Origin of the sequence: Corynebacterium wankanglinii (assembly GCF_013601005.1) — a bacterium.
Classification (GTDB): domain Bacteria; phylum Actinomycetota; class Actinomycetes; order Mycobacteriales; family Mycobacteriaceae; genus Corynebacterium; species Corynebacterium wankanglinii.
In genome coordinates this window covers 47,057-72,255 of the sequence record NZ_JABFED010000001.1, presented here as the reverse complement: position 1 = coordinate 72,255, position 25,199 = coordinate 47,057, and the positions used below count along the sequence as shown (strand labels likewise).

Genomic DNA, 25,199 nt, shown 5'->3' with positions numbered 1-25,199 from the left:
CATGGGATCGCGGTTATGCGATCGAATGAATAAACCGCGCCCCGTAACGGCGCGGAGACTCGGGCAAAGGAGCACGGCTATGACCACAGCTTTGGCAAACACCGCGCAGCGCAACGCTCAGCGAGTGACGTCCCGCAAGTGCGACGCATCCGGGCATCTCGTCTTTGACCGCGAGGATTGGGTAACGCACGCGCAGTGCCGCGGCAAGGATCCGGACGCCCTCTTCGTTCGGGGCGCTGAGCAGCGTAAAGCCGCGGCCATCTGTCGTTCCTGCCCTGTGCTCACTGAGTGCCGCGCAGATGCCCTGGATAACAAGGTGGAGTTCGGCGTGTGGGGCGGGCTGACCGAGCGGCAGCGGCGCGCCGTTTTGCGCAAGAACCCGCACGTGACGGATTGGGCCGAGCACCTGGCCGCCGGCGGCGAAGTTGTCGGGCTCTAGGTAGTCTTGGGCGCCATGACGAAATGGGAGTACGCAACGGTTCCGTTGCTCACGCACGCAACCAAGCAGATTCTGGATACCTGGGGCGAGGACGGTTGGGAACTTGTCACCGTCACCCCGGGGCCGACCCAGGACAACGTGATCGCCTACATGAAGCGGGAGGCCGAGTAGATGTGGACTGAGCGCCTGCAGGAACTCGGCATCGAGCTGCCCGCTGTCGCCGCGCCGGTCGCGGCCTACGTCCCCGCGGTCCAGGCAGGCAACCAGGTCTGGACGTCCGGGCAGCTCCCGTTCGTAGACGGCGCGCTGCCCGCCACCGGCAAGGTCGGCGCGGAAGTATCGGCGGAGGACGCCTACGGTTACGCCCGCCAGAGCGCGCTCAACGCAATCGCTGCGGTGGACGCGCTGGTGGGCATCGACAACGTCGCCCGCGTGCTCAAGGTCGTGGGTTTTGTGGCGTCCGATCCGGCGTTCACTGGCCAACCGGCCGTCATCAACGGCGCGTCCGAGCTCATGCAGGAAGTTTTCGGCGAGGCAGGCGCTCACGCACGCTCCGCGGTGGGCGTTGCCGTGCTGCCGATGGACTCGCCGGTTGAGGTCGAGCTCGTCGTTGAGCTGAAGAGCTAGTTCGCTTTAATTCGGCTGCTAAGCGGGTACGCTGGGGCGTATGGAACATCCCGCTTACAGCCAACTGCGCCCTGTGACCGCCAACGCCGCGGTGGTCTTGGCGCCGAACCCCAGCTACGCGGCGCTCGAGGGGACCAACTCCTGGGTGATCAAGGGGGAGGGGGATCAGCGCAGCATCGTCGTCGATCCGGGCCCGGAGGATGAAGGCCACCTCAACGTGCTCCACTCGAAGGCGGGGGAGGTCGCGCTTATCCTCCTCACCCACCGCCACCACGACCACGCGGACGGCGCTGAGCGTTTCCGTCAGCTCACCGGTGCTCCTGTTCGCGCGTTTGACCCGCAGTACAGCTCTGGCGCTGATCCGCTTAGCGACGGCGAGGTGGTTACCGTCGACGGCGTCACCCCGCAGCTGAAGGTGGTTGCTACACCGGGGCACACCAGCGATTCGGTGTGCTTCTTTGTCTATCCGGGCGATCCCGCCTCCACCGAGCTGGAAGCCATCATCACCGGCGACACCATCGCCGGTCGCCACACCACCATGATCTCTGAGACGGATGGAGACTTGGGCGCGTACCTGGACTCCCTGGAGTTGCTCGAGGAGCAGGGCAAAGACATTACCCTGCTCCCGGGCCACGGCCCCGAGGGCGCGGACTTGTCGGCCTACGCCCGCAAGTACATCGACCGGCGCAACCAGCGCCTGGACCAGATCCGCGAGGCGTTGAAGACCCACGGGGAGAACGCCGACATCAATACCCTCGTGGATGCGATCTACGACGACGTGGATCCTGTGCTCCGCGGCGCCGCCGAGCAGTCCACCCGGGTGGCGCTGCGCTACCTCAAGGCAACATCGTAGGCGACGGTAGAAAAAGCTAGCGCGCCGCTTGTCCATCCCGGACGGCGGCGCGTGTTGTAGAAAACCGCAAAACGGTGGCTGGTGCTACCGGGCGCGGCGGGCGAGATGCTCGGTGTCCACAATAAGCACGCTCTTGCCCTCTAGGCGGATCCACCCGCGGTGGGCGAACGTGGCCAGCGCCTTGTTCACAGTTTCGCGGGAGGCGCCGACGAGCTGGGCGATTTCCTCCTGGGTCAGGTCGTGGTTGACGCGCAGCGCGCCACCCTCGTGGGTGCCGAAGCGGTTGGCAAGCTGCAGCAGCGTCTTGGCAACACGGCCCGGCACGTCGGTGAAGATGAGGTCTGCCAGGGATGCGTTGGTGCGGCGCAGGCGGCGAGCCAGGACTCGCAGGAGCTGCTGGGAAATCTCCGGGTGGGTATCAATCCAGGTCCGCAGCATCTTGGAGTCCATGGATGCGCAGGTGACCTCGGTGACGCACACGGCGGAGGAGGTGCGCGGGCCGGGGTCGAAGATGGACAGCTCCCCGAACATGTCGGACGGGCCCATCACGGAAAGCAGGTTCTCGCGGCCGTCCGGGGCGTGGCGGGCGAGCTTAATCTTGCCTTCGATGATGATGTAGAGGCGGTCGCCCGGCTCACCCTCGTCGAAGATGGTGGTGCCTTTGGGGAAGGTCACCGTGTCCATCTCGCTGATCAGCTCGGCAACTGCTTCCGGGTCTACGCCCTGGAAAATGCCGGCGCGAGCCAGGGTGTCCTGTACGCCTTCCATGTGTCCTCCTCGGTTCGGGCAGCTGCGATCCGTGGAAGTGGTCACTCTCCACCCGGTTTTTCGCGGCCGTCACATTGCCTCCCGCACTCTACCACTGCCATCGTCTGGCGGGCAGGTGTTTGGGAAGTTCGTCTAATCCACCACTCGCGTCTCAAGCCGCTCCATCGCCAGCGGGAACGCTCCGAGTACCACCGGGATCAGCAACACGAGAATGAGTTTCATGGGTGTCATTCTACGAGACCGATTAGTAGCATGTTCCCCATGCCGTCGACCACCCCGAAGAAGCACCGCCGACCCGGAGCGCACCCGGCGGCGAAAGGTACAGAGACGGAGATCGGCCGCACCCGTCGCGCCCGCCGCGTCAACCGCACGTTGGCGCTGACGTTCCCGGACGCGCACGCGGAGCTGGATTTTTCCAATCCACTTGAGTTGCTGGTGGCCACGGTGCTGTCAGCTCAAACCACGGACGCGCGGGTCAACATGGTCACACCTGCGTTGTTTGCCGCGTATCCCACTGCCCACGCCTACGCAGAAGCGAACCAAGCCGAGGTGGAGGAGATCATCCGCTCGACCGGCTTCTTCCGGTCCAAGGCGAAAAACCTCATCGGTTTGGGGCAAACGTTGGTGGCGGACTTCGGCGGGGAGGTACCTACCGCGCTCGAGGACCTGGTCACTTTGCCGGGGGTGGGCCGTAAGACGGCGCACGTGGTGCGAGGCAACGCGTTCGGTCTGCCGGGGCTGACGGTGGACACTCACTTTCAGCGTTTAGTCAAACGGCTCATGCTCACCGAGGAGACGGATCCGGTGAAGATCGAGCACGCCGTAGCGGACCTGATCGAGCGCCGTGAGTGGACCATGTTCTCCCACCGCATCATCTTCCACGGCCGCCGCATCTGCCACGCCCGCAAGCCGGCCTGCGGCGTGTGCCCGATCGCCTTCGATTGCCCGAGCTTCGGCGCTGGCCCCACCGAGCCTGAGGAGGCGGCGGACCTGGTCACCGGGCCGGAGCGCGACCACATTCTGGGGATGGCATGAAGCGCTCGATCTGGATCAGCGTCATCGTCATCGTGGCTGTGACCGCCCTGGTGATCGTGGGGGCGCGCAGTTTGCTTATGGACGATCCTTCGGCGGATCCCGCAGCCGAACACAGCGCCGCCGAGACGGTGGTGCCTGACAGGCCCGACTGCCCGGCCGGCATCGACTTGCCGTGCTTGGGGGGAGAGGTGGCCGGGGCAGCGAAGGAGGTCACGGTAGTCAACGTGTGGGCGTGGTGGTGCCAGCCGTGCCGCGCGGAGCTGCCGGCGGTGCAGGAGTTTGCCCGCACCCACCCGGAATACTCCGTGGTGGGTGTGCACGCCGATGGCAACGCGGCTAACGGCGCGGCGCTGCTCGACGATCTGGGGGTGGATCTGCCCAGCTACCAGGACGGCTCTGGCGCCTTCGCCGCGGCTCAGGGCTTGCCCCCGGTGGTTCCCGTGACCGTGGTGCTGCGGGGCGGGGAACAGGTGGCGGTATTCGCCCGCGAGTTCACGTCCGCGGACGAGCTCGCGGAGGCCGTCGAGGGGGCGCTCTAGATGGACGCGCAGCTGCGGCCGGACCGTGCGCCTGTGTGGCTGAAGCAGCTGGTGGATGCCATCGAGGCAGGGGGAAGTGCAATCCCGCGCAGGTTGCTGTCGCCGCGGGTTCACCAGCGCGGAGGGGACGATCAGGCAGCGGTGTTGATCCTGTTTGCGGGTGATCCGCGGGCCACGCAGCTGCCGGAGGACGCGCGGGTGCTGATCACGCATCGCACTCCGCACATGCGCAGCCACTCCGGGCAGATGGCGTTCCCAGGCGGGCACATCGACGCCGCAGACGGCGGGCCGGTGAACGCCGCGCTGCGGGAGGCGGAAGAGGAAACCGGCCTTGACCCGGATAGGGTAATCCCGCTGGCCCTGCTCGACACAGCGACGACCGGGGGCAGCAACCGCCGGGTACGCCCGGTGGTGGCCTTCACACCTGAGCCGGGGAACGTGTACCCGGCAAGCGAGGAGGAAACGGACGCGGTCTTTTTCGTCCCGGTGCGCGCGTTGGTGGACCCGGCGAATCGGGCGATGCTGGGGATCAAGGAGTGGGCGGGCCCGGCGTTTTGGGCCGGGGAGTACCTGGTGTGGGGTTTTACCGGCCTGCTGCTCGCGGTGGTGCTGGATCTAGGCGGTTGGGTGCGGCCGTGGGACGAGAAGCCGGGCGACTTGCGGGCTGCGCTGGCGCGTTCCGCTAACCGCGAGCGGTAACATCTCCGGAATGCACCTGGTTATCGACGTCCTGCTCGTGCTCGCCGTCATCGCGGCCTTCATCAGCGGGTGGCGCCAGGGAGCCTTCTCGGCGGTGGTTTCCGCCGTCGGGATCGTCGCCGGGCTGGTCATCGGTCTGGCGCTGGCCCCCTTCGCCATTGACCTCGCCGAATCCCAGATCGCACGCATTGTGCTGCTCATCGCCGTTATCGTCCTGTTCGTGGGTGTGGGCAACCTCGTTGGCGCAACGGTGGGCGGCAGCGTCCGGAGTCGCATGCGGTCACAGAGTCGCCGGGCTGTGGACTCCGTGCTCGGGGCCGTGTTCCAGTCGGTGGCGGTGGCGGCCGTGCTGTGGTTCATCTCCATCCCGCTCGCCGCCTCGGTACCGGGCGAGCTGGGCGAGGGGATCCGCTCCTCCCGCGTCTTCGGCGGTATCAATGCCGCTGCGCCTGAGAACGCCTCCAAGCTGCCCGCGAGGTTCGCCGCGCTTCTCGACGAATCCGGGCTGCCGCCCTTGGTGCCCCCCTTCGAATCGCCGCGTGGGGCCCAGGTGGCGGCGCCGAGTGAAGAAGCGGTGAGGCCGGAGGTCGTCGAGAAGCTGCGCCCGAGCGTCGTGCACGTGATGGGCGATGCGGAAAGCTGCCGCCGCAGGTTGATGGGCTCCGGGTTTGTCATCGAGGACGGTTACGTCCTCACCAACGCGCACGTGGTGGCCGGCACGCAGCGCGTTGCGCTAGACACCGTGTTGGGGGTCAAGCCTGCGGAAGTGGTGCTCTACGACCCCGACACCGACATCGCAGTGCTGCGCGCGGACCAGCTCGGTCTGCCCGCGCTGCGTTGGGCTGGCGGCGAGCTCGCGCCGGGCGGCGACGCGATGATCATGGGGTATCCGAAGTCCGGGCCTTTCGAGGCGGCCCCGGTGCGCATCCGAGGGAAGCTGGAGATTGCCGGGCCAGACATTTACACCACTGGGCGGGTGGAGCGCGAGGCGTACACGATCCGCGGCAACATCCGGCAGGGCAACTCCGGCGGGCCGCTGCTCACCCCGGATGGCGAGGTGGCCGGCATGATTTTCGGGGCGTCCCTGGATACCTCTGAAACGGGATACGCGCTGACTGCACACCAGGTGCAGCAGCGCGTAGGGGATGTGCGGAGCCTGCGCGGCCCCGCGGACACTCAGGCCTGCGTTAGCGGTTAACGGCAGTGGAGCCGGAGCGCGGGACGGAAGAACCGGTGCCCGTGGAGGTGTAGAGACCGGCCTCGTCCTTGGCCAGGTTCTTCTGGGCCTGGCCCGGCTTGAGGTTCTTCAGCTCGTTGACGGACTCGATGGTCTTCTCCGGCGCCTTGATCTTCTTGATCTTTTTGAAGCCGATGAAAGCGATCAGGCCGGACAGCGCCAGCATGAGCAGGAAGACGATGAGGAACGCCCAGCCGCGGTGCATCCAGGAAGCGAGCATCTCAGCCAGCGCGAAGAAGAGGAAGAAGGTGGAGTACAGGGCGATAACGCCAGCCACGGCGAACATGCCGCCGCCCACAGCGCCCTTCTTCACCTCGCCGACTACTTCAGCCTTGGCCAGCTCGATCTCACCGCGGACCAGGGTGGAGACCTGCTGGGAAGCGTTGGAGATCAGGGTGCCGATAGAGTCGTTGCCCGGCTGGGTGGCGTAGGTGTCGCGCAGCGGAATGGAATCCACCTTGGCGTTCACGGCGGTGGAGCCGCTGGTGTAGAGGCCTTCGTTGCTCACTGTTGTTCACCTTCCTGGGTGGCAATCACGTGGCACCCGGGAAGGTGCCTGGAAATTCTTCACACGATGTTAGCGATACGCGGGGGTGTTTGCCCGAATCGGGGTGAAACTAGGCGGAACGGCGCTTCTCGCCTGCACCCTTGCCGGAGCCTGAAACGGCGCGCGCAATGAGTACGCCCGCCACCGCCAGAGCGGTCACGCCCGCGATCACCCCGGCGCCGATGCCCACCTCGCGCGCGTTGGGCATCTGGATCAGCGGCTCCGGGTTTTTGAAAGTGCGGGCCTGCCAGCCGTTTGCCAGCGCGTGCTTTTTCAGCGCCCGGTCGGGGTTGACCGCCACCGGGTTGCCCACCAGTTCCAGCATGGGGATGTCGGTGGCGGAGTCCGAGTAGGCGAAGCTGGCGTCCAGGTCGAAGCTGTGATCGGCGGCGAACTGGCGTACCGCCTCCGCCTTCGCCTCGCCCTTGAGGTAGCGGGTGATCTCGCCGGTGAGCTTGCCGTTTTCAATCGCCATCTCGGTGGCGACGACGGTGTCCACGCCCAGCTCCTGGGCAATCGGCTCGACCAGTATTTTCGCCGAGGCGGAGATGATGATGATGTGGTGGCCTTTGGCCTTGTGGGCGTCGATAAGCTCGCGCGCTTCGGCGTAGATGGCCGGCGCCACCACTTCGCGCAGAGTGTCACGAGTGATGCGCTGGATGTCATCTACCTCCCACCCGGCGACCATCTGCGCGAGCGCGTCGCGGGTGGAGTCCATCTTCTCGCTGGATTGGCCCATCAGCATGTACTGCGCCTTGCTCAGGTAGAGGTCCCATGCTTCTTGGCGGGTAATCATCCCGTTGTGCAGGAACTCTTTGCCGAAGGCGAACGCGGATGACGTGGCAATGATCGTCTTATCCAGGTCGAAGAAGGCCGCCACCGGCGTGTTAGCAGACATGGTGAGCAGTGTAGACCTCCGACCCTACGGGTGCGTAGCTACTGCCTGTGAAACGGGTGTGTCTCGTGTTGCGACTTATCCACAGCGCGTTTGTTGTGGTGTCCGCGAACTGGGCGGGTTATCCACAGAAAATCTCAGGCCTATTGTTTCGCTTGTGCCGGAGTTGCACGCTACGGGCATGAAACAGACGAATTCCGGCACCATCGTTGTCGCGGTGGCCGACCCGACCCTGCACGCGGAAGCCATCCACATTGCCGCCGCCACCGGCCGCCAGGTCATCGACGCTGCGGACGACACCCAGCTCACTCGCTACGCTTCCAAGGCGCTCGCCGTGCTTATCGACGACCTCCGGGCCCCCACCCTCGGCCCCATCGCCCGCGCCCCGAACGTCTTTGCCGTGGCGGCGGATACCACCCCAGCCGCGCTGCGCGATGACGTCTACGCCCTGCCGGCCCAGGCCGCGGATGTCCTACGTGGAATCGGGGCGCTGTCGCTCGCGCCGCCTTCGGGGGCCGAGGACGGGAAGGTGATCGCAGTGCTCGGGGCCTGCGGCGGGGCCGGGGCATCTGTGCTGGCCGCTTCGGTGTGCCGGGCGGCGGAGGATGCGACGTTGGTGGATGCGCAGCGCTACTCCGGGGGCCTGGATCTGCTGCTGGGGCTGGAGCACACGCCCGGCGCGCGGTGGGGTGAGGTCGATTTCGGCGCGGGTGGAGCAGTCTCGCGCGCTGAGCTGCGCGGTGCCCTGCCCACCACGGACGACGGGATAGCGCTGTTGACCTTCCCCCGCACGTCGGTTGCGGACCCGTTCCGCCTCGGGGCGGCGGAGGTCAGCGCGGTAGCCGCGGCGTCGTCCTCTGCCGGGGTCACGGTGGTGGATGCGCCGCTGGAGCTCCTGCCGGACCGCTGTGACCTCGCAGTGATTGTGCTGCGGCCTGAGTTGCGCGCTGCCGCCGCAGCTGCGCGGATGGTGGCCGAGTGCAAAGCCGCCGGGGTGGCCAGCGTGCTCGTGCTGCGGCAGGGCGCGTGGGCGTCCCTGGAGCCCGGGCAGGTAGAAGACACCGCAAAGGCCACGGTGGTCGGACAGCTCCAGGACGTTCGGGGGCTGACCAAGCAGCTGGACCAGTCGGGGCTGCCGGTGAAACTGCCGCGCACGATCGCCCGTGCCGCTGAGGCTGTGCTCGGGGAGGTGGCCTAGATGGACGACGTGCTCGCCCGTGTGAAGCGCCGCCTGGCCGACGAGCCCGCTCAACCCGATCCGGCTCGAGTTGCCGCAATTATCCGCGAGGAGGCGGTGGTGATCAGCGATATCGGGGTTCTGGACATCATGCGCAAGCTGCGCGACGACACTACCGGGGCCGGCCCATTGGAGGCCTTGCTGGCAGATCCGGCCGTGACCGATATCTGTGTCAACGGACCCAACGAAGTGTATGTGGATACCGGCGAAGGCCTACAGCGCTCGGAGATGGCATTCGATTCCGAGGCGTCCGTGCGTCGCCTGGCCACCCGGTTGGCTGTGAGCTGCGGGCGCCGGCTCGACGATGCGCAGCCGTTCTGCGACGGCCACGTCACCCGCGACAACGGCACCCTGCTTCGATTCCACGCCGTATTGGCACCCACCGCTCAAACGGGCACGTGCATCTCTCTCCGCGTGTTGCGCACCGCCTCGGCCACGCTGGATCAGCTGGTGGCGCGCGGGGCGATGGATGCGCAGCGGGCTGCGCTGCTGCGCAGGATCGTGGCGCAACGTAAGGCGTTCGTTGTAGTCGGCGGCACAGGTTCCGGCAAGACCACGCTGCTGTCGGCATTACTGGCGGAGGTGGATCCCGCCGAGCGCATCGTGGCCATCGAGGACACGCTGGAGCTCACGCCCGCCCATCCGCACGTGGTCAACCTGACCAGCCGAGGCGCTAACGCTGAAGGAGCGGGCGCGATCACGATCGCGGACCTCGTGCGCCAATCCCTGCGCATGCGCCCGGACCGGATTGTTGTGGGGGAGATCCGCGGCGGGGAAGTGGTGGACCTGCTGGCGGCGCTCAACACCGGCCACGACGGCGGGGCCGGCACGCTGCACGCCAATTCCATTGAGGAGGTGCCAGCCCGCTTCGAGGCGCTGGCCGCGTTGGGAGGCTTGGACCGCGCCGGGCTGCACTCGCAGCTGGCGGCGGCGATCGACGTAGTCCTCGTAGTCAAGCGCCGTGCCGACGGAACCCGCTTTCTCCAGCAGGTTGGCGTGCTCGAGGGCGAGCCGGTGCGAGCGCGGGTGGTGTGGGACGCCGAGCGCGGGGAGCTCGCCGGATACGCGGAGCTGCTCCCATGATCGCAGCACTCCTCATCGCCGGAGCAGCCGCAGTAGCGGGACCGGCCCCGGTCGGACGCGTGGCGGACGGTGCCCGCCGCTCCGCGCCCCGGATCATCCCCGTCACCGTCGTTTTCGCCACCGCGTGCGCGGTCATGGTCGGACGCGTCAGCTTAGTGGTTGCCGCCGCGATGGCCGGCGCTACCGCCGTGCACGTGATGCGCACGCGGCGTGCCACCAAGGTTGCGCGTCGCAGGAGTGCCGCAGCTGCCTCCTACCTCGGCGCGGTCTCGGCGAACTTGGAAGCGGGCGCGACTCTTCCGGACGCGTTGGCTAGGGCCGGGGAACAGGTGGAAGAGACGCAGCTGCGCGGGGATGCGAGGCGAATCGCACACCAGGCGCGCACCGGGACCCAGTTGGACCCGCGGACCCCGGAGCTGCGGCGCCTCGGTGCGTTGTGGGCGATCTCCACGTCACGCGGGGTGCCGCTGGCCCGGCTCGTGGCGGCGCTTCGGGACGACATCGATCACGCCAACCGGCACCGCGACGCCACCCGGGCCGCGCTTGCCGGACCGCAGACCACCGCAGCCGTGCTCGCCGCGCTCCCCGTGGCCGGTGTGCTTATGGGGGCCGCGATGGGAGCGTCGCCGCTCGCGTTTCTCACCGGGGGCGGGATTGGGGGCGTGCTGCTGGTGGTGGGGACAGCAATGGTGTGTGCCGGGGTGCTGGTCTCCGGCTGGATTATTCAGGGGGCGAGTACATGATCGGCCTGCTTCCCGCACTACTTATCGCCGGTGCGCTGGTGATTGCTCCGGCTGGGCCCAAAGGCAGAGTGGCCGCACACACCCCGAAGGCTCCGCGCGACGGCCCCTCCGCGGCCGACCCGGAGCGCTGCGCAAGCGACATCGAGCTCTTCGCAGCATGTGTGTCAGCAGGCCTGCCCGCCACCGCAGCCGCCGCGGCCGTCGCCGAGACGTACGCGGACGGCCGGAGCCCGTGGCACACCGTGGCCTCGCTGGCGGCGCTGGGCGTAGAACCTCAGCGCGCCTGGAGCGAGCTGCGCCACCTTCCTGGTGGCGACGAGCTCGCCGGGCTTGTGACCCTGTCCGCCACCTCCGGTACCTCACTTGCCGCCGGCTGCGGGCGCATTGCCGCCCAGCTCCGTGCGGGCGCAGGGGACCGGGCCAAAGCCAAAGCGGAACGCGCGGGCGTGCTCATCGCCATCCCGCTGACCGCATTCTTCCTGCCGGCGTTTTTCGTCCTCGGGCTCGCGCCCGCGGTGATTAGCCTCGGCCAAACACTCGCCAATTAGAAGGAGTTTTCCCATGCAATACATCAACTCTGCACTTACGCACACGTACCTGTACGCTGTGGCAAAAGCGCGAAAAATACACTCTGACCAGGGGATGAGTACTATCGAATATGCTTTCGGGTCTCTGGCGGCCGCTGCGCTCGCCGGCGTACTCTACCTCGTGGTCAACGGCGACGGCGTCACCAACGCCATCGAGGGCGTGATCACCGACGCGCTGAGCAACACCCCAGGCTGATGAGCACCGTCGAGACCGCGCTGTCGCTATCGGCCCTCGTGGTGGTCACCGCGGCGATCGTGGGCGGCATCGCCACCGTCGCCGCCTACATCACCGCCGTGGACGTTGCCGGCGCCGCAGCCCGTGCCTACGCCCTGGGCGTGGACTACTCGGCGCCGCGCGGCGAGGTCGCAATCACCGAGCGCGCCGGCTTGGCCACCGCAGCCGCGGCCGTGCCCGCGCCAATCGGCACCATGCGCGCCACCGCGGTGTTCCCCGTGGAGTTCTGATGCGCATGCTTAACGACGAAGGCTCCGCCACCATCACCGCCACCGGCATCATCACCGCCGTGGTGTCCCTGGCGCTGGCGGTGGTGGCGCTCGGAATGCAGGTGGCGGACACCCACCGGGTGCGCGTAGCCGCCGATCTGGCTGCCGTGGCGGGTGCTACCGCTGTCTACCGGGGACTCGACGGCTGCGGCGCGGCGCAGCGCACCGCCGACCTCAACGGGGCACGCGTTGCCTCCTGCGAGTTCGACGCGGGCGACATCGTGGTGAGCGCTACCCGCCGTCGAGCCGAGGCAGCCGCCCGTGCCGGGCCCTAGCCGCGGCCGTCGCCTTAGCCACGTCCGTCGTCCTGGTTGGCACCGTGACTGGCACCGTGACTGGCGCCGCCCCAACGCGGCGCCAGCCCCGCCGTCATGGTCACCAGCGCGCCGAGCAGCTTCAGCGCGGCGTGTTTATCCAGCGGTTGGTTGCCGTTGCCGCACTTCGGCGATTGCACGCACGAGGGGCAGCCGTCCTCGCAGCCGCAGGAACGCACCGTCTCCCAGGTGGCTTCGATCCACTCGTGGAAGCGGGCGAAGCCCTCGTCGGCGAATCCGGCGCCGCCGGGGTGGCCGTCGTAGACGAACACGGTGGGCAGCATTGTGTCCTGGTGCAAGGCGGTGGATACGCCGCCGATGTCCCAGCGGTCGCATGTGGCTAAAAGCGGGAGCAGCCCGATCGCGGCGTGCTCGGCGGCGTGCAGCGCGCCGGGGGTCTCGCCGGCGGTGATTCCTAGCTCGTCTAGCACCATCGGGTCGATTGTGTACGCCACGGCTCGGGTGACCAGGCGTTGCTCTGGAAGCTCCAAGGGGATGTGCTCGCTGACGGTGCCGTCGGCAAGCCGCACGACGTAGCCGGTGACCCGGTCGATGACTTCCACGTCCACGCTGGCCACCCATAAACCAGGGGAGGGGTTCACCAGCTCGTGCGGTGCGCCCAGGATGGTGATGTCCGTGGTCGAGCGCGCCTGCGTGGAGTAGTCCGGCCGCTCCGGGGCAACCAGCGCGACGTAATCGTCCAGATCCAGGGACTGCACCACGAAGTACTCACCTTGGTGGATGTATACCGCGCCATCGTGCACCTGGCTCATGGCGCGGGCCGCGTCAACGGTGCCCAGCAGGCGGCCGTCGGTGACGTCCACGATCATCACCTGCTCGCCCACCCCGCCGCGCAGCGACACTGAGGCGTGCGCCGACTCCGGGGTGAGCTCGCCGCCCAGCTGAGGCACCGCGAACCACCCCTTGGGCCGGCGCCGCAGTAAACCGGCCGCGGTGAGGTCGTCCACCACGTCGCGGGCGCCGAACGCGGCCACGTCCGCCTCGGTGAGCGGACGCTCCACTGCGGCGCAGTACACGTGCCCGCGCAAGATAAACGGATTGGAGGGATCGAACACGCTGTTTTCCACCGGTCTGCCCAGCAGGGCAGCAGGGTGGTGGACCAGGTAGGTGTCCATGGGCTCGTCGCGTGCCACCAGCACCGCCACGGAACCCTGGCCGCGCCTGCCCGCACGCCCCGCCTGTTGGCGAAAGGACGCCACCGTGCCCGGGAAGCCCGCCATCACCACGGCGTCGAGGCCGCCGACGTCGATGCCCAGCTCCAAAGCGTTGGTGGTGGCCACGCCGAGCAGGTCGCCCTCGTCGAGTCGGCGCTCCAGCTCACGGCGGTCCTCCGCCAGGTAGCCCGCCCGGTACGGTGCGACCCGGTCGGCCATGTCAGCGCGGCCTGCCACCACCAGGTGCTCCTGGGTGCGCATGGCCACCGTCTCCGCCGCGCGCCGTGAGCGCACGAACGTCAATGTCCGCGCGCCCTGCAACAACAACTCGGCGGAGATCGAAGCAGCCTCGGTTGTAGCCGGGTAGCGCACCGGCGCCCCGCCCTCGCCCTCGGCGCCCTCGATGAAGCCGGGTTCCCACAGCACGATCGTGCGCTCGCCGGCGGGGGCGGCGTCCTCGGTCACGGCCGCGGCTGCACGCCCACTGAGCCGCTGCGCCTGCCCGGCCGGGTCTGCCGCCGTGGCGGAGGCGTAGATCACGGTGGGGGAGGAGCCGTAGGCGTGCGCGATGCGCAAAAGCCGCCGCAGCACCAGCGCCACGTTTGCGCCGAAGACGCCTCGGTAGGTGTGGCACTCGTCCACCACCACATACTTCAGGTGCCGCAGCAGGCGTGCCCACCGCGCGTGCGAACCCAGGATGCCCGCGTGCAGCATGTCCGGGTTGGTAAACACGTACCGGGTGTGCTCGCGGATGCCAGCGCGGGACTCCACCGGCGTGTCCCCGTCGTAGGGCGCCGGGTGGATGCCCTCCAGCCCGGCACCGTTGGTCATGCGCAGCGTCGCCTGCAACTGATCGGAGCCCAACGCCTTCGTCGGCGTCAGGTAGATCGCGCACGCCGTCGGATCTTGTGCCAGTGCGGTGAGCACCGGCAGCTGGTACCCCAGCGATTTGCCGGAAGAGGTGCCCGTGGCCACCACCACGTCGCGCCCTTGCCATGCCAGCTGCGCGCACTGGGCTTGGTGGAGGTAGGGGGAGGCGAAGCCTGCGTCGATAAGCAACTGCCTCAACCTCGGCTCCACCCACGCGGGCCAATCCGCGTAGCGCGCACGGCGTGCGGGAACGTGTTCGACGTGCGTGATGGTGGCCGACGGGTGGCGGCGTTCGAGCGCGCCGACGAGCTCGGCGCCGAAGGGGGAGACCATGATGACTGGGAAGTATGCCACTTTCCAGTGCTAAAGCACGCAATTCGTGGCACACTGGTTGTCGGTCACAGATTTTGTGTGCGCCCGATGCGGTGCTCGCGAGGATTGTGCACGCGGGCACCAGGACCCGATGAGGCCCTGGTGGACGGCATCATCATCAAGAATTATTGAAAGGTTTCACCATGGCAACCGGAACTGTTAAGTGGTTCAACGCAGAAAAGGGCTTCGGCTTCATCGCTCCGGACGACGGCTCCTCCGACGTTTTCGTCCACTACTCCGAGATTCAGGGCTCCGGCTTCCGCACCCTGGAAGAAAACCAGCAGGTCGAGTTCGAGGTCGGCGAGGGCGCTAAGGGCCCGCAGGCGCAGCAGGTGCGCGCGATCTAAGCGCGACTGCTTATCGACGGGGCCTTGCGGTAAGGCCCCGTTTTTATATTGCGCTGACACCTTGGCGCACGTCGCGCCACTCCGCCAGCTTGTTCTGGGCCTTTTGAATGAGGTAGCCCACCGACGAACCCAGCACCACGCCCAGCAGCATGGCCAGCAGCGGATAGTCCTGCAGGATGCGGCCGCCGAGATAGCCCACGCCGACGCTGAGGAAGGCCCACAGGATGACGCCAAAGGTGTCGAAGAAAATGAACTTGAACCAGCTGTAGCGCACCGATCCGAGCACGATCGTGGCCACCCAGCGTGCCCAGGGAATAAACCTGGCGACGATAATGGTCGCGCCGGCGCCCCGGTTCATGTTGCGGCGCACCCACTGGATCGCCTGACCAGCCTTGGACTCCGGGTCCAGGGCCTCCACGCGGTGGATGAGCTTGCCGCCGAGGGCGAAGCAGATGTTGTCGCCGATGATGGCGCCGACGATCGCGGCGAAGATGACACCCCACACGCTGGGCACACCGCGCGAGGCGGAGAACGCCCCGGCGAGGTTGAGCACCGTCTCCGACGGCACCACCGGCGCCAGCGCATCAGCGACGATCAGGACGGTCACCAGTGGGTAGAACACCGGCATCGCCATGAGCGTGTGCAAGAAATCGATGAGGGAATCGACCACGAAGACGCATCCTTTCCGTCCCCGATGCGAAGACCGTTCCAATCGCCGATGCGGGCGCAGCCGGGGCACCCGAGCAGTGTAGTCGTATTACCCGGGTGCACAATCGTGTGCTAGTTGTCTGTAAGGGAATAACTCTGTGTGAAACGAGGTGTCAGTCAACGTGGCTGCAGGCGGCAAGACTCTGGTTATCGTGGAGTCCGCAACGAAGGCGAAAAAGATACAGAAGTATCTCGGCGACGACTTTATTGTGGAGGCCTCCGTCGGCCACATCCGCGACCTGCCCGGCCGCGCCGCCGATATCCCCGCGAAGTACAAGAAGGAACCGTGGGCGAAACTCGGCGTGAACCCGGAGGACGGCTTCACGCCCATCTACGTCGTGGACGGGGACAAGAAAAAGAAGGTCTCCGACCTCAAAGCCAAGCTCAAGCAAGCCGACAAGCTGCTGCTGGCAACAGACCCGGACCGCGAAGGCGAGGCGATCGCCTGGCACCTTCTAGAAACGCTGAACCCCAAGGTGCCGGTGGAGCGTATGGTGTTCAACGAGATCACCGAGTCCGCCATCCGCGAGGCCGCCGAGAACACGCGTGAGCTGGACATGGACCTCGTGGACGCGCAGGAAACGCGCCGCATCCTGGACCGCCTCTACGGCTACGAGGTCTCCCCGGTGCTGTGGAAGAAGGTCATGCCGCGCCTGAGCGCTGGCCGCGTGCAATCCGTGGCCACCCGCGTGATCGTGGAGCGCGAGCGCGAGCGCATGGCGTTCATCCCCGCCGAGTACTGGGACTTGACCGCTTCCCTCGTTCCTCGGGAAGCGGTCAAGGAGGACAACACAGCATTCGACGCCAAGCTCGTCGCCCTCGACGGCAAGCGGATCGCACAGGGGCGCGACTTCGACGACCGGGGGCGGTTGAAGGGCGAAGCTGTTGTCGTCGATAAGCAAAAGGCGCACGCGCTTGCCGACGCGCTGGGCACCGCACCCATGCACGTCACGGCGGTGGAGGAGAAGCCGTACTCGCGCAAGCCCTACGCGCCGTTCATGACCTCCACGCTGCAGCAGGAGGCCGGGCGCAAACTCCACTTCACCTCCGCGCGCACCATGCGCATCGCGCAGCGGTTGTACGAAAACGGCCACATCACGTACATGCGTACAGACTCGACGTCCCTGTCCAAGCAAGGACTCGATGCCGCGCGCTCCGCCGCTCGCGAGCTGTACGGCGCCAATTACGTCACCGACACGCCGCGCATCTACGACCGCAAGGTGAAAAACTCCCAGGAGGCGCACGAGGCCATCCGTCCCGCCGGCGAACGCTTCGCCACCCCGGGCCAGCTGGCCGGTTCGCTCGACGCCGAGGAGTTCAAGCTCTACGAGCTGATCTGGGCGCGCACCGTGGCCTCCCAGATGCAGGACGCGCGCGGGACCTCGATGAAGGTCACCGTCGCGGGCGACACGGCCGGAGAGCAGTGCGAGTTCGCCGCCACCGGCCGCACCGTCACCTTCCCCGGCTGGCTGCGCGCCTACTCCGATAAACAAGACAACGAAACCCGCCTGCCGCAGCTGGCTAAGGGCGACGAGCTAGACACCGATAAGGTCACTGCAGACGGCCACTCCACCAACCCGCCGGCGCGCTACACCGAGGCGTCGTTGGTGAAGAAGATGGAAGACCTCGGCATCGGGCGCCCGTCCACGTACGCATCGATCATCAAAACAATCCAGGACCGCGGTTATGTGGTCGCCCGCGGCAACGCGCTCGTGCCGTCGTGGGTCGCGTTTTCCGTGGTGGGCCTGCTGGAGAACAACTTCGACGCGCTGGTGGACTACGACTTCACCTCCTCCATGGAAGACGAGCTGGACGAGATCGCCCACGGCAACCAAGACCGCACCCGCTGGCTGTCCGGCTTCTACTTCGGCGACGCGGACGCGAAAGAATCCATGGCCCAGGCGCTTGCCCGCCGCGGGGGCTTGAAGCACATGATCGAGGACAACCTCGAATCCATCGACGCCCGCCAGGCCAACTCGCTGACACTCTTCGACGACGATTCCGGCCGCCCCGTCGTCGTCCGCGTCGGCCGCTACGGGCCCTACATCGAGCGCGTCGTTGGCAAGACCTCCGATGGCGAGCCGGAGTACCAACGCGCCAACCTGCCCGAATCCGCTACCCCGGACGAGATCACGCTCGAGATGGCGGAGAAGCTCTTCGCCACCCCGCAGTCCGGCCGCGAGCTCGGCGTCAACCCCGCCAACGGGCGCACCATCGTGGCCAAGGAAGGCCGCTTCGGTCCGTACGTCACGGAGCTCGTGCGCGACGACGAGCGTTCCGTCGCTGAAGCCCGCGCCGAAGACATCATCGCCGACGAGCGCGCCGCGGAGGACGCACAGCGCGCCGAGGAAGGCAAGCGTGCGAAGAACTGGGAGACCAAGACCGCGGCCGCGCAGAAGGAAAAGCGCATGGCGCAGCTGGTCGATGAGCAGCTCAAGCCCGCCACGGCGTCCCTGTTCTCTTCCATGGAACCGTCCTCAGTCACGTTCGACGAGGCGATGCAGCTGCTATCCCTGCCGCGCGAAGTGGGCGTGGACCCGGCCGACGGGGAGGTCATCACCGCCCAAAACGGCCGCTACGGCCCGTACCTGAAGAAGGGGTCGGACTCGCGCTCCCTGGCATCGGAGGACCAGATCTTCACGGTCACCCTGGAGGAAGCGCGCCGCATCTACGCCGAGCCGAAGCGCCGGGGGCGTGCCGCCGCGAAGCCGCCGCTGAAGATGCTGGGCGACAACGACGTCTCCGGCAAGCCCATGAGCATCAAGGACGGCCGCTTCGGCCCGTACGTCACCGACGGCGAGACGAACGCGTCCCTGCAGCGCGGCGACACCCCGGAGACCATGACTGACCAGCGCGCCAACGAGCTGCTCTCCGCCCGCCGGGCCCGTGAGGCCGAGGACGGCGGCAAGAAGGCGACCAAGAAAAAGGCGACAAAGAAGAAGGCAACCAAGAAGGCCGCGAAGCCGAAGAAGACCACCAAGCGCGTGGTCAAGGCCCGCAAGCGCTAGTTGTGGATAGCCCCCGTTGCGGGGCCGGCTTTTCGCGGGGGTTATCCACAGATTTTGCGCGGGTGCTTTTCGACGCGCATTCGCCCACCTAGCGTTTCGTGCATGAATTTCTCCGAGTTTGCCGCGGCGGGTGTGGGTGTACTCGCCGACTTCGACCGCGACGCCGCGGTGGCCGCGGGCCTGTCCACCGCCCGGGTGCGCGACCTGGCGCGTGTGCACCACACCTATTTCGGGCCCACCCAGTTCACCCGCAAGCAGCGCGAGGCGCTCACCGCCGCCGACGGCATGCCGGTGGATCAAGTTGTGCTCATCGAGCGCAAACTCACCGCCGTCGGCGACGCCGCCGAACGCTGGCGCATCCGCCTCGACCTCGTGCGCCACCGCGGCTCCTACCGGGCGCTCACCAAACGCATCAACCGGCTCATCCACGTGCCGGTCTCACCACCCAAACCGGCCTGCCGGTTCTCCCGGTCGAAGGCAGGCATGCGCACCATGATCGTGACCTACAACGAGCGAGACCTCGCCGACTTAGAACACCTGCTGCGCCAGATGATCACCTCCGACAACCCGGCGGCAGCACAGATGGCCGAGGCACTGTTCACCCTCCTGCGCGACGGAGACAGCCTCCCGCACGCACACCCGCGCCCCATCATCCTGGTACCGGTGGACGACCATGTGCGCATCCACGCCAGCGACGGCGACGGCGACGAGGTCACCTTGATCTTGACCGACGGCACCACCATGACCGGTGCCGAATACCTCCGCCACGAATTCGGCGACACCTTAGAGGTCGCGGCGTTTCACCCGCAACACGGACCGGTGAACCTGTACCGCACCAAGCGCCTCGCCAACACGAAACAGAAAACCATGTCGAAGCTTGTCTGCCCGGCGTGCGCGTTTCCGGACTGCAAAGCCACAGCCGCAACCACCCAAACGCACCACATCCACGCCTGGGCTCACGGGGGCATGACCAACATGGACAACCTCGCCGAACTCTGCCCGTTCCACAACGGAGTCAACGCCGATAACCGAAACGGCCCATTCGGCTACATCGACAACGCAGACGCCCGCATCCACTGGATCGCCCCCAACGGGGTGGAAGTGCCCATGACCACCCCCGGCGCCATGGAACTGCTCTTCGGCTAACCCCCACAACCACCAAAAACCCGCCCCACACAGGCGGGCACATCGGCATGCCTGAAAACAGGCGCTAGTACCGGTCAGCCATGGTGGAGCGCACTGGGCGGGCCAGCTGCGTCATCTTGCCGCGGCCGCGCAGCTCCACGGACTTCATCAGCGTCCAGCGCTGCTGCTCCACCTCGTTCGCGGCGCGCAGCGTGGCGGCGTTGGTGAGCACCATGCCGGGGGTGTCCTTGGCCAGGTCGGTGAGGCGGGCCGCGCCGTTGACGGCGTCGCCGATCACGGTGTACTCGAAGCGGTCCGCCCCGCCAACGTGGCCCGCCACCACGTGACCGGAGGCCACACCGATGCCGGCTTTGAGTTCTAGGCCGGCCAAGTCGCGTTGGAGTTCGCGGGCGGCTTGGAGGGCGTGCGAGGCGGCGTCGTGAAGCGAAACGGGCGCCCCGAACACCGCCAACGCCGCGTCGCCCTGGAACTTGTTAATCACGCCCTTGTTGCGGTGCACGACTTCTACGACCACGTCGAAGAAGTCGTTGAGGGCCGCCACGACCTCCTCCGGCGTGTGGTCCACGGCGAACGAGGTGGAACCGACGACGTCGATGAACAGCACCGCCACCTTGCGCTCCTCGCCGCCGAGCTCGGGAACCTCCTCCAGGGCTTTCTGCGCGACCTCCGCGCCAACGTACTGGCCGAAGATGTCGCGCACGCGCTGGCGGTCCCGCAGACCGCGCATCATCTCGTTGAACCCGGCTTGCAGCACGCCGATCTCGGAACCGTCGTAGATGTCCACCTGCGTGTTCTGCTCGCCGCGGCGAACGCGGTTGATTGCGCCCTGCAGCTCCTTGATCGGGTCGGCCACGCTCATGATCACCAGCGCGGTGCCAACGAATCCCGTCACAATGCCGGCGGTGATGAGGGCCACGATCGCGGAAGTGAGCTCGCCGACCGTCCCCGTGAAGTAGCCGTAGCGCTGCGCAATCGTGAGCAGCAGCACGCCCACCATCGGCACGGCGGAGGTGGTGAACCACGTCAGGTACAGCTGCCACTTGATCGGCGGCTGGAGCGTGGAATCCTCGAACCGGCGCGCCAGCGCGGACGCGGCGATGGGGCGCACAAGCCGTTCCGCCTGCAGGTAGGTCAACACGGCGGTGACAAACGCGGTGAGCAGCGCGGTGGTGAGGACGACGGCGGCTAGGCGCGCATCCACGCGCAACGCCCCGGCCGTCACGATCGCGATGCCGATGCCCCACACGGCTACCACGATGATGGTTTGCAGCACCGGCAGCCGCATGACCAAGTGGCGCACCATGTTGGGGTCGTGGCCGTCGGGGTGGCGCTGCCACTCCAGCACCGGGCGGAACAGGTACAGCGTGACCACGGCGCCGAGCACCACAGCCACGGCCGCGTAGATCACACCGACCGCCCCGAGTTGCCCGCCGAGGCCCAGCTCGCGCACCTCGGGCATGGGGATGAGGTAGCGCACGAACAGCATCGAGCCGATCGCAGCCAGCACGTTCGTTCCCAGCACGGTCGCGGCGTACAGGGGCCACGACGTGCCCCAGAGCCACCGTAGTTCGCGCCAGAATCGTTCCATGGTGTATCACCTTAGCGCGCGGGTACGCTGATCCTCCGTGACTACCCGCAGCGTCAGCGAGCGCCTCGCCGGCACCCCGGCGGTGCGCGACACGATCTTGTCGGCGGCAAAAGCTGCCAGGCTTGGCGACGGCTACGCCATGACCCACGCCTGGCTCTTCACCGGCCCTCCGGGGGCGGGCCGCTCGCAGGCGGCGTTAGCGTTCGCCGCGGCGCTGATGTGCACCAACCCGGACGAAATCGGGTGCGGGCGCTGCGACGCGTGCCGTCTTGCCCTGGCAGGCACGCACACCGATCTGCTGCACGTGGTGCCGCAGCGCGTGAACATCCCTGTGGATTACGTGCGCCACACGATCGTGCCGCAGGCAGCACGCCTACCGACGGTCGCCCCCTGGCGCGTCATCGTCATCGAAAACGCCGACCGTTTGAACACGGACGCCGCCGACGCGTTGCTCAAGACGGTGGAGGAGCCGCCGGAGCACACCGTGATTATCATGTGCGCCCCCTCTGCAGACCCGCACGACTTCCCGCAGACGCTGCGCTCTCGCTGCCGGCACCTGTATATACCCGCGCCGACCGAAGACGAGGTCGTGCGGATCTTGGTGGAAGAAGAAGGCGCGACGGAGCACGACGCTCGGCTTGCCGCCGCGGCGACCATGCGGCATGTGGGCCGGGCGCGGCTTTTGGTGCGCTCCGAGAAGGTGCAGCAGCGCCGGTCCATGGCGATCAACCTGGCGGAGCTTGTCTTCCATGGTGCGCAGGCGTTCCAGGCTGTCGGCGCGCTGGTGAAGGCGGCGGAAGCCGAGGCGGTCGAGGCCCACAAGGCCGAGGACGAGGCCGAGCGGGCGAAGCTCGAAAACGCCCTGGGCATGGGCGCGAAAGGGAAGGGGGCGGTGAAGGCGTTGGGGGGCGTAGCGTCGTCGATAAAAGCGCTCGAAGAGGAGCAGAAAAAGCGCGGCACCCGCCGCAAACGCGACATGTTCGACCTGGTGCTGGTGGACTTAGCGGGGGTGTACCGAGACGCCATGATGATCCAGTCCGGCGCGGATCTGCCGCTGATCCACCCAGACTACGAGGGCCTGGCCCGCGAGATCGCCGAGCGCACCACCCCTGAGGCCCTGGTGGAGTGTCAGGAGGCCATTGCGCAGTGCCGCGAGCGCCTCGCGCAGCAGGTGCAGCCGGCGGTGGCGTTCAACGGGATGCTTGGAAGGATCCGGCTCGCCTGCAAGGTGTCGTGACCAGCCGGTTTCCCAGATGCCCCGCGCTGCACTACACTTTTGCAGCGGTGCATCTGGTATGCCCGGCCACCTTAGCTCAGTCGGTAGAGCATCTCACTCGTAATGAGAAGGTCGCGAGTTCGATTCTCGCAGGTGGCTCAATTTTTTTGTCCTAAACCGGGCAAGAAGCGCGGCACGACCTTGCCCACGGCGTTGCGCGGCAGCGCGTCCACGAAGTGCACGTCGCGCGGCACGGAGTGGTCCGCCAGGTGGGAGCCCACCCACTCGCGCACCCCCTCGGCGGTGATGTCGGCGCTGCGCACCACCCACACAGCGATGCGCTTGAACGTGTCCGCGTCGTCGACGCCGTGCGCGTAGACCTCGCCCACGCCCGGCATGTCCTCGAGTACCTCCACCACGGACTGGGGGTGGACGTTCTCGCCGCCGACGATGATCATGTCGTCGGAGCGGGACTGGACGTGCAGGTGCCCGTCGGCGTCGAAGTAGCCGAGGTCTCCCATCTCGATCAGCCCGTCGATCTCCACCATTTCCGTGTCGGGGTTGGTGTAGCTGCGCAGCGCCGTTTCGTTGTGCAGGAAGATGCGTCCGGTTTCGCCGACGCCGACTTCGCGCCCGTGGTCGTCGTAAAGCTTGAGCACTGTGCCGGGCGGGACTGTGCCCACGGTGGTGGGGTCGGCCTGCATCTGCTCGGGCGATGCGGCTGCGGCGAGCGCGAGTTCCGTGGAGCCGTAGACGTTGGCCAGGATCGGCCCGAAGCGTTCGGTAGTGCGACGCAATAGCGACGGGGTGACGGCGTTGCCTGCGGAGGCGAGGTAGCGCAGCGACGAGGTGTCGTAGGACTCGTCGATGTCGAGCATCTGCTTGAAAAAGATGGGCGAGGAGATCAGCCCGTCGCAGCGGTACTTCTCAATCTGGGTGAAGCACGCCTCGGCGTCGAAGATGCGTTGGGTGACGATGGTGGAGCGCGTCGCCAGCGCCACTTGCAGCGCGGACCAGCCCCAGGTGTGGAAGATCGAGGCGGTCAGCTGCACGGTGTCGCCTGCGCGCCAGGGGATCGCTTGGAGGTAGCCCGCCACCACGAACGGCAGGCGCGGTTCGGGCCGCACGATGCCTTTGGGGATGCCGGTGGTGCCCGAGCTCATCAGCACCAGGTTGCCGTGTTTGGGCCAGCGGGGCAGTTGCCTATCGACGTCCCTTCGGCCCACCACCTCCCGAATACTCAGGCCCGCGCCCCCGTTTTCGTGCGCGCGGACCACGGTGAGGCCCGGGGTGGCGGGCACGCGGTCGGCGAATTCGTCGTCGACGAACAGGACGTCGATGTCGTTTTCGGCGAAGATGCCTGCGAGCTGCTCGGTGGAGGAGCCGATGTTGAGCAGGAAGATGTGCGCGCCTGCGTAGCCTTTCGCGGCGAGGGGGAGGATGATGCCGCGGCCGTTGCGTGCCATGACGCCGATGCGCAGCTCGTCGAGGCCGCGCTCGTCTTTCACGGTGAGGAGCCATTGGGCCAGGCGGCGTGAGTCGTCGCGGAGTTGGCGGTAGGTGAGGACGCCGGTGTCGTCGATGAGCGCGATGCGGTCTGGGACCGCTGCGGCGCCTTGTTCGACCTCGCGGGCGGTGGTGAACCAGTAGCGCGCGAGGTTGGGTGCCAGCGCGAGTGCCGCGCGGGGTCCGCCTTCGGCGCTGACCATGCCTGAACGTGTAACGGCGGGCACGAATCGCGCGAAAGACTTCAATAGAAATAGCGGACGGTGGGTGGGACGCATGAGGATAATGTAGCCTACCGTTACGTAAGTGTCCCCTGTGAAAGGTTAGCCGTGTCTCTTTCCCGCCGCATCGCCGCCGCGTTTGTCGCGGCCGCAGCGCTGATCGCCCCCCTCGCCCCCGCGGCGCAGGCGCAAGAACGCAACATGGTCATCTTCGGCGACTCCGTCATCTCCGACCCGAACATGGGCCAGTGGGCCGCCGGCAAACTCGGCCTCGACCCGCGCGGCCGCTCTGACATCACCACGTGGTGCCCGACGTCGCCGACGAGCTGGGGCAAGCGCTCCGCCGCGAAGCTGGGCCTGCCCACCCGCGACTACTCGTGCACCGGCACCGTGTCCATCCAGAAGGGCCCCCAGTTTGCCTCCGAGGTCACCCGGGCGGTCAACGACCGCGGCCTCTCTCCCGCCACCGCCCGCGTGATCATCACCACCGGGTTCAACGACACGTACCACAACGACGGCCGCGACCGCGCCGCCTTCCGCCGCGACTGGGTGGCTGCGATGGCCCCGCAGATCCGCCGCATCCGCGCCGCCGCCCCGAACGCGCGGATCCAGATCGTGGGCTACCCGAAGATCACCGCCGGCGACCGCGTCTGCCTGTTCCACATCGCCCCGAACGTCTCCGACGCCACCCGGTTTGTCCAGGTGCAGGAGTGGGAGGACTCCATCCAGTGGGCGCAGGTGGACCTGGCGCGCGCAACCGGCGTGGAGTTCCTGGACTTGAAACCCTCCACGTGGAACAACAACATGTGCGCCCCCGACAGCCAGCGCATGTGGGCGGGCCTGGTGGACTTCTACGGCGGCCCGGGCAACCTGCCCATCCACGTCAACCAGCGCGGACACGAGCACGTGGCAAACGTCATCGCCCGCTCCTAGTC

The 25,199-nt window shown here is 67.2% G+C and carries 26 protein-coding genes, 1 tRNA gene and 1 pseudogene; 21 read left to right on the top strand and 7 right to left on the bottom strand.

The window, feature by feature from the left end; all coding sequences use genetic code 11:
- Positions 1-79 precede the first annotated feature (79 nt).
- Genes HMA55_RS00375 through HMA55_RS00360 form a run of 4 tightly spaced genes read left to right on the top strand, consistent with a single transcriptional unit; the run spans position 80 to position 1,919 of the window.
- Positions 80-439, top strand: a complete 360-nt coding sequence (locus HMA55_RS00375; RefSeq protein ID WP_181191123.1) for a WhiB family transcriptional regulator — start codon at positions 80-82, stop codon at positions 437-439.
- Between the two features lie 15 nt (positions 440-454).
- Positions 455-610, top strand: a complete 156-nt coding sequence (locus HMA55_RS00370; protein WP_181191122.1) for a DUF4177 domain-containing protein — start codon at positions 455-457, stop codon at positions 608-610.
- Positions 611-1,066 carry a RidA family protein gene (locus HMA55_RS00365; protein WP_181191121.1) on the top strand — a complete coding sequence of 152 codons (456 nt, stop codon included), beginning with the start codon at positions 611-613 and terminating at the stop codon, positions 1,064-1,066.
- Between the two features lie 40 nt (positions 1,067-1,106).
- Positions 1,107-1,919 (top strand): MBL fold metallo-hydrolase, encoded by an 813-nt coding sequence (locus tag HMA55_RS00360; protein WP_181191120.1) that lies wholly within the window; start codon positions 1,107-1,109, stop codon positions 1,917-1,919.
- 84 nt (positions 1,920-2,003) lie between these two features.
- On the opposite strand, the gene glxR is transcribed toward HMA55_RS00360, so the two are convergent.
- Entirely contained in the window at positions 2,004-2,687 is a 684-nt protein-coding gene (glxR, locus tag HMA55_RS00355; RefSeq protein ID WP_181191119.1) for a CRP-like cAMP-activated global transcriptional regulator GlxR, read from the bottom strand.
- 261 nt (positions 2,688-2,948) lie between these two features.
- Here glxR and nth point away from each other — a divergent pair, with 261 nt between their 5' ends.
- From nth to HMA55_RS00335, 4 genes are read left to right on the top strand one after another with little or no spacing between them, the layout of a single operon-like run.
- A complete protein-coding gene (gene nth / locus HMA55_RS00350; RefSeq protein ID WP_181191118.1) occupies positions 2,949-3,722 on the top strand; it encodes an endonuclease III in 774 nt (257 codons plus the stop codon).
- Complete coding sequence (locus HMA55_RS00345; protein ID WP_181191117.1) at positions 3,719-4,261, top strand: TlpA family protein disulfide reductase; 543 nt, start codon at positions 3,719-3,721, stop codon at positions 4,259-4,261. The genes nth and HMA55_RS00345 overlap by 4 nt, the downstream gene beginning before the upstream one ends.
- Positions 4,262-4,960: an NUDIX hydrolase gene (locus tag HMA55_RS00340; protein ID WP_181191116.1), complete on the top strand. Its 699-nt coding sequence runs from the start codon at positions 4,262-4,264 to the stop codon at positions 4,958-4,960.
- 10 nt (positions 4,961-4,970) lie between these two features.
- Complete coding sequence (locus HMA55_RS00335; protein ID WP_181191115.1) at positions 4,971-6,158, top strand: MarP family serine protease; 1,188 nt, start codon at positions 4,971-4,973, stop codon at positions 6,156-6,158.
- On the opposite strand, the gene HMA55_RS00330 is transcribed toward HMA55_RS00335, so the two are convergent.
- Together HMA55_RS00330 and HMA55_RS00325 are read right to left on the bottom strand one after the other, a co-directional pair.
- Positions 6,148-6,705, bottom strand: coding sequence for a phage holin family protein (locus tag HMA55_RS00330; RefSeq protein WP_181191114.1), 558 nt, complete (start codon positions 6,703-6,705; stop codon positions 6,148-6,150). The genes HMA55_RS00335 and HMA55_RS00330 overlap by 11 nt on opposite strands.
- A 109-nt stretch (positions 6,706-6,814) precedes the next feature.
- Positions 6,815-7,642: an HAD family hydrolase gene (locus tag HMA55_RS00325; protein ID WP_181191113.1), complete on the bottom strand. Its 828-nt coding sequence runs from the start codon at positions 7,640-7,642 to the stop codon at positions 6,815-6,817.
- A gap of 178 nt (positions 7,643-7,820) precedes the next feature.
- On the opposite strand from HMA55_RS00325, the gene ssd reads away from it, so the two are divergent.
- The 7 genes from ssd to HMA55_RS00290 are packed head-to-tail and all read left to right on the top strand — an operon-like array spanning position 7,821 to position 12,068.
- The gene (ssd, locus tag HMA55_RS00320; RefSeq protein WP_181191112.1) at positions 7,821-8,837 is read left to right on the top strand and encodes a septum site-determining protein Ssd; all 1,017 of its coding nucleotides are present in this window, start codon (positions 7,821-7,823) and stop codon (positions 8,835-8,837) included.
- Complete coding sequence (locus HMA55_RS00315) at positions 8,838-9,959, top strand: TadA family conjugal transfer-associated ATPase (RefSeq protein WP_181191111.1); 1,122 nt, start codon at positions 8,838-8,840, stop codon at positions 9,957-9,959.
- On the top strand, positions 9,956-10,702 hold the full coding sequence (locus HMA55_RS00310) for a type II secretion system F family protein (RefSeq protein ID WP_181191110.1): 747 nt from the start codon (positions 9,956-9,958) through the stop codon (positions 10,700-10,702). The genes HMA55_RS00315 and HMA55_RS00310 overlap by 4 nt, the downstream gene beginning before the upstream one ends.
- A complete protein-coding gene (locus tag HMA55_RS00305; protein ID WP_181191109.1) occupies positions 10,699-11,250 on the top strand; it encodes a type II secretion system F family protein in 552 nt (183 codons plus the stop codon). Before HMA55_RS00310 ends, HMA55_RS00305 begins: the two co-directional genes overlap by 4 nt.
- Positions 11,251-11,263: 13 nt before the next feature.
- Complete coding sequence (locus tag HMA55_RS00300) at positions 11,264-11,485, top strand: DUF4244 domain-containing protein (protein ID WP_181191108.1); 222 nt, start codon at positions 11,264-11,266, stop codon at positions 11,483-11,485.
- Positions 11,485-11,754 (top strand): hypothetical protein, encoded by a 270-nt coding sequence (locus HMA55_RS00295; protein ID WP_181191107.1) that lies wholly within the window; start codon positions 11,485-11,487, stop codon positions 11,752-11,754. The genes HMA55_RS00300 and HMA55_RS00295 overlap by 1 nt, the downstream gene beginning before the upstream one ends.
- The gene (locus HMA55_RS00290; protein WP_181191106.1) at positions 11,754-12,068 is read left to right on the top strand and encodes an Rv3654c family TadE-like protein; all 315 of its coding nucleotides are present in this window, start codon (positions 11,754-11,756) and stop codon (positions 12,066-12,068) included. Before HMA55_RS00295 ends, HMA55_RS00290 begins: the two co-directional genes overlap by 1 nt.
- A gap of 14 nt (positions 12,069-12,082) precedes the next feature.
- On the opposite strand, the gene HMA55_RS00285 is transcribed toward HMA55_RS00290, so the two are convergent.
- On the bottom strand, positions 12,083-14,485 hold the full coding sequence (locus HMA55_RS00285; protein WP_181191566.1) for a DEAD/DEAH box helicase: 2,403 nt from the start codon (positions 14,483-14,485) through the stop codon (positions 12,083-12,085).
- A gap of 182 nt (positions 14,486-14,667) precedes the next feature.
- Here HMA55_RS00285 and HMA55_RS00280 point away from each other — a divergent pair, with 182 nt between their 5' ends.
- Complete coding sequence (locus HMA55_RS00280) at positions 14,668-14,871, top strand: cold-shock protein (RefSeq protein WP_038609309.1); 204 nt, start codon at positions 14,668-14,670, stop codon at positions 14,869-14,871.
- 43 nt (positions 14,872-14,914) lie between these two features.
- On the opposite strand, the gene HMA55_RS00275 is transcribed toward HMA55_RS00280, so the two are convergent.
- Entirely contained in the window at positions 14,915-15,541 is a 627-nt protein-coding gene (locus tag HMA55_RS00275; protein ID WP_181191105.1) for a DedA family protein, read from the bottom strand.
- 160 nt (positions 15,542-15,701) lie between these two features.
- Between HMA55_RS00275 and topA the strand changes: the two genes are divergently transcribed.
- Together topA and HMA55_RS00265 are read left to right on the top strand one after the other, a co-directional pair.
- Positions 15,702-18,587 carry a type I DNA topoisomerase gene (gene topA, locus HMA55_RS00270; protein WP_181191104.1) on the top strand — a complete coding sequence of 962 codons (2,886 nt, stop codon included), beginning with the start codon at positions 15,702-15,704 and terminating at the stop codon, positions 18,585-18,587.
- Positions 18,588-18,689: 102 nt separating this feature from the next.
- Positions 18,690-19,733, top strand: a complete 1,044-nt coding sequence (locus HMA55_RS00265; protein ID WP_181191103.1) for an HNH endonuclease signature motif containing protein — start codon at positions 18,690-18,692, stop codon at positions 19,731-19,733.
- A 64-nt stretch (positions 19,734-19,797) separates the two neighbouring features.
- On the opposite strand, the pseudogene HMA55_RS00260 reads toward HMA55_RS00265, so the two are convergent.
- A pseudogene (locus tag HMA55_RS00260) lies at positions 19,798-21,099 on the bottom strand (adenylate/guanylate cyclase domain-containing protein); the annotation flags it as partial.
- Between the two features lie 259 nt (positions 21,100-21,358).
- On the opposite strand from HMA55_RS00260, the gene HMA55_RS00255 reads away from it, so the two are divergent.
- Both HMA55_RS00255 and HMA55_RS00250 read left to right on the top strand, forming a co-directional pair.
- Complete coding sequence (locus HMA55_RS00255; protein ID WP_181191101.1) at positions 21,359-22,558, top strand: DNA polymerase III subunit delta'; 1,200 nt, start codon at positions 21,359-21,361, stop codon at positions 22,556-22,558.
- Positions 22,559-22,623: 65 nt separating this feature from the next.
- Positions 22,624-22,696, top strand: a tRNA-Thr gene (locus HMA55_RS00250).
- Here HMA55_RS00250 and HMA55_RS00245 read toward each other — a convergent pair.
- The gene (locus tag HMA55_RS00245) at positions 22,696-24,246 is read right to left on the bottom strand and encodes an AMP-binding protein (RefSeq protein ID WP_235961555.1); all 1,551 of its coding nucleotides are present in this window, start codon (positions 24,244-24,246) and stop codon (positions 22,696-22,698) included. The two genes, HMA55_RS00250 and HMA55_RS00245, sit on opposite strands and share 1 nt — an antisense overlap.
- Before the next feature lie 126 nt (positions 24,247-24,372).
- Between HMA55_RS00245 and HMA55_RS00240 the strand changes: the two genes are divergently transcribed.
- Positions 24,373-25,197, top strand: a complete 825-nt coding sequence (locus tag HMA55_RS00240) for a GDSL-type esterase/lipase family protein (protein WP_257802374.1) — start codon at positions 24,373-24,375, stop codon at positions 25,195-25,197.
- The last annotated feature ends 2 nt before the right edge of the window (positions 25,198-25,199 follow it).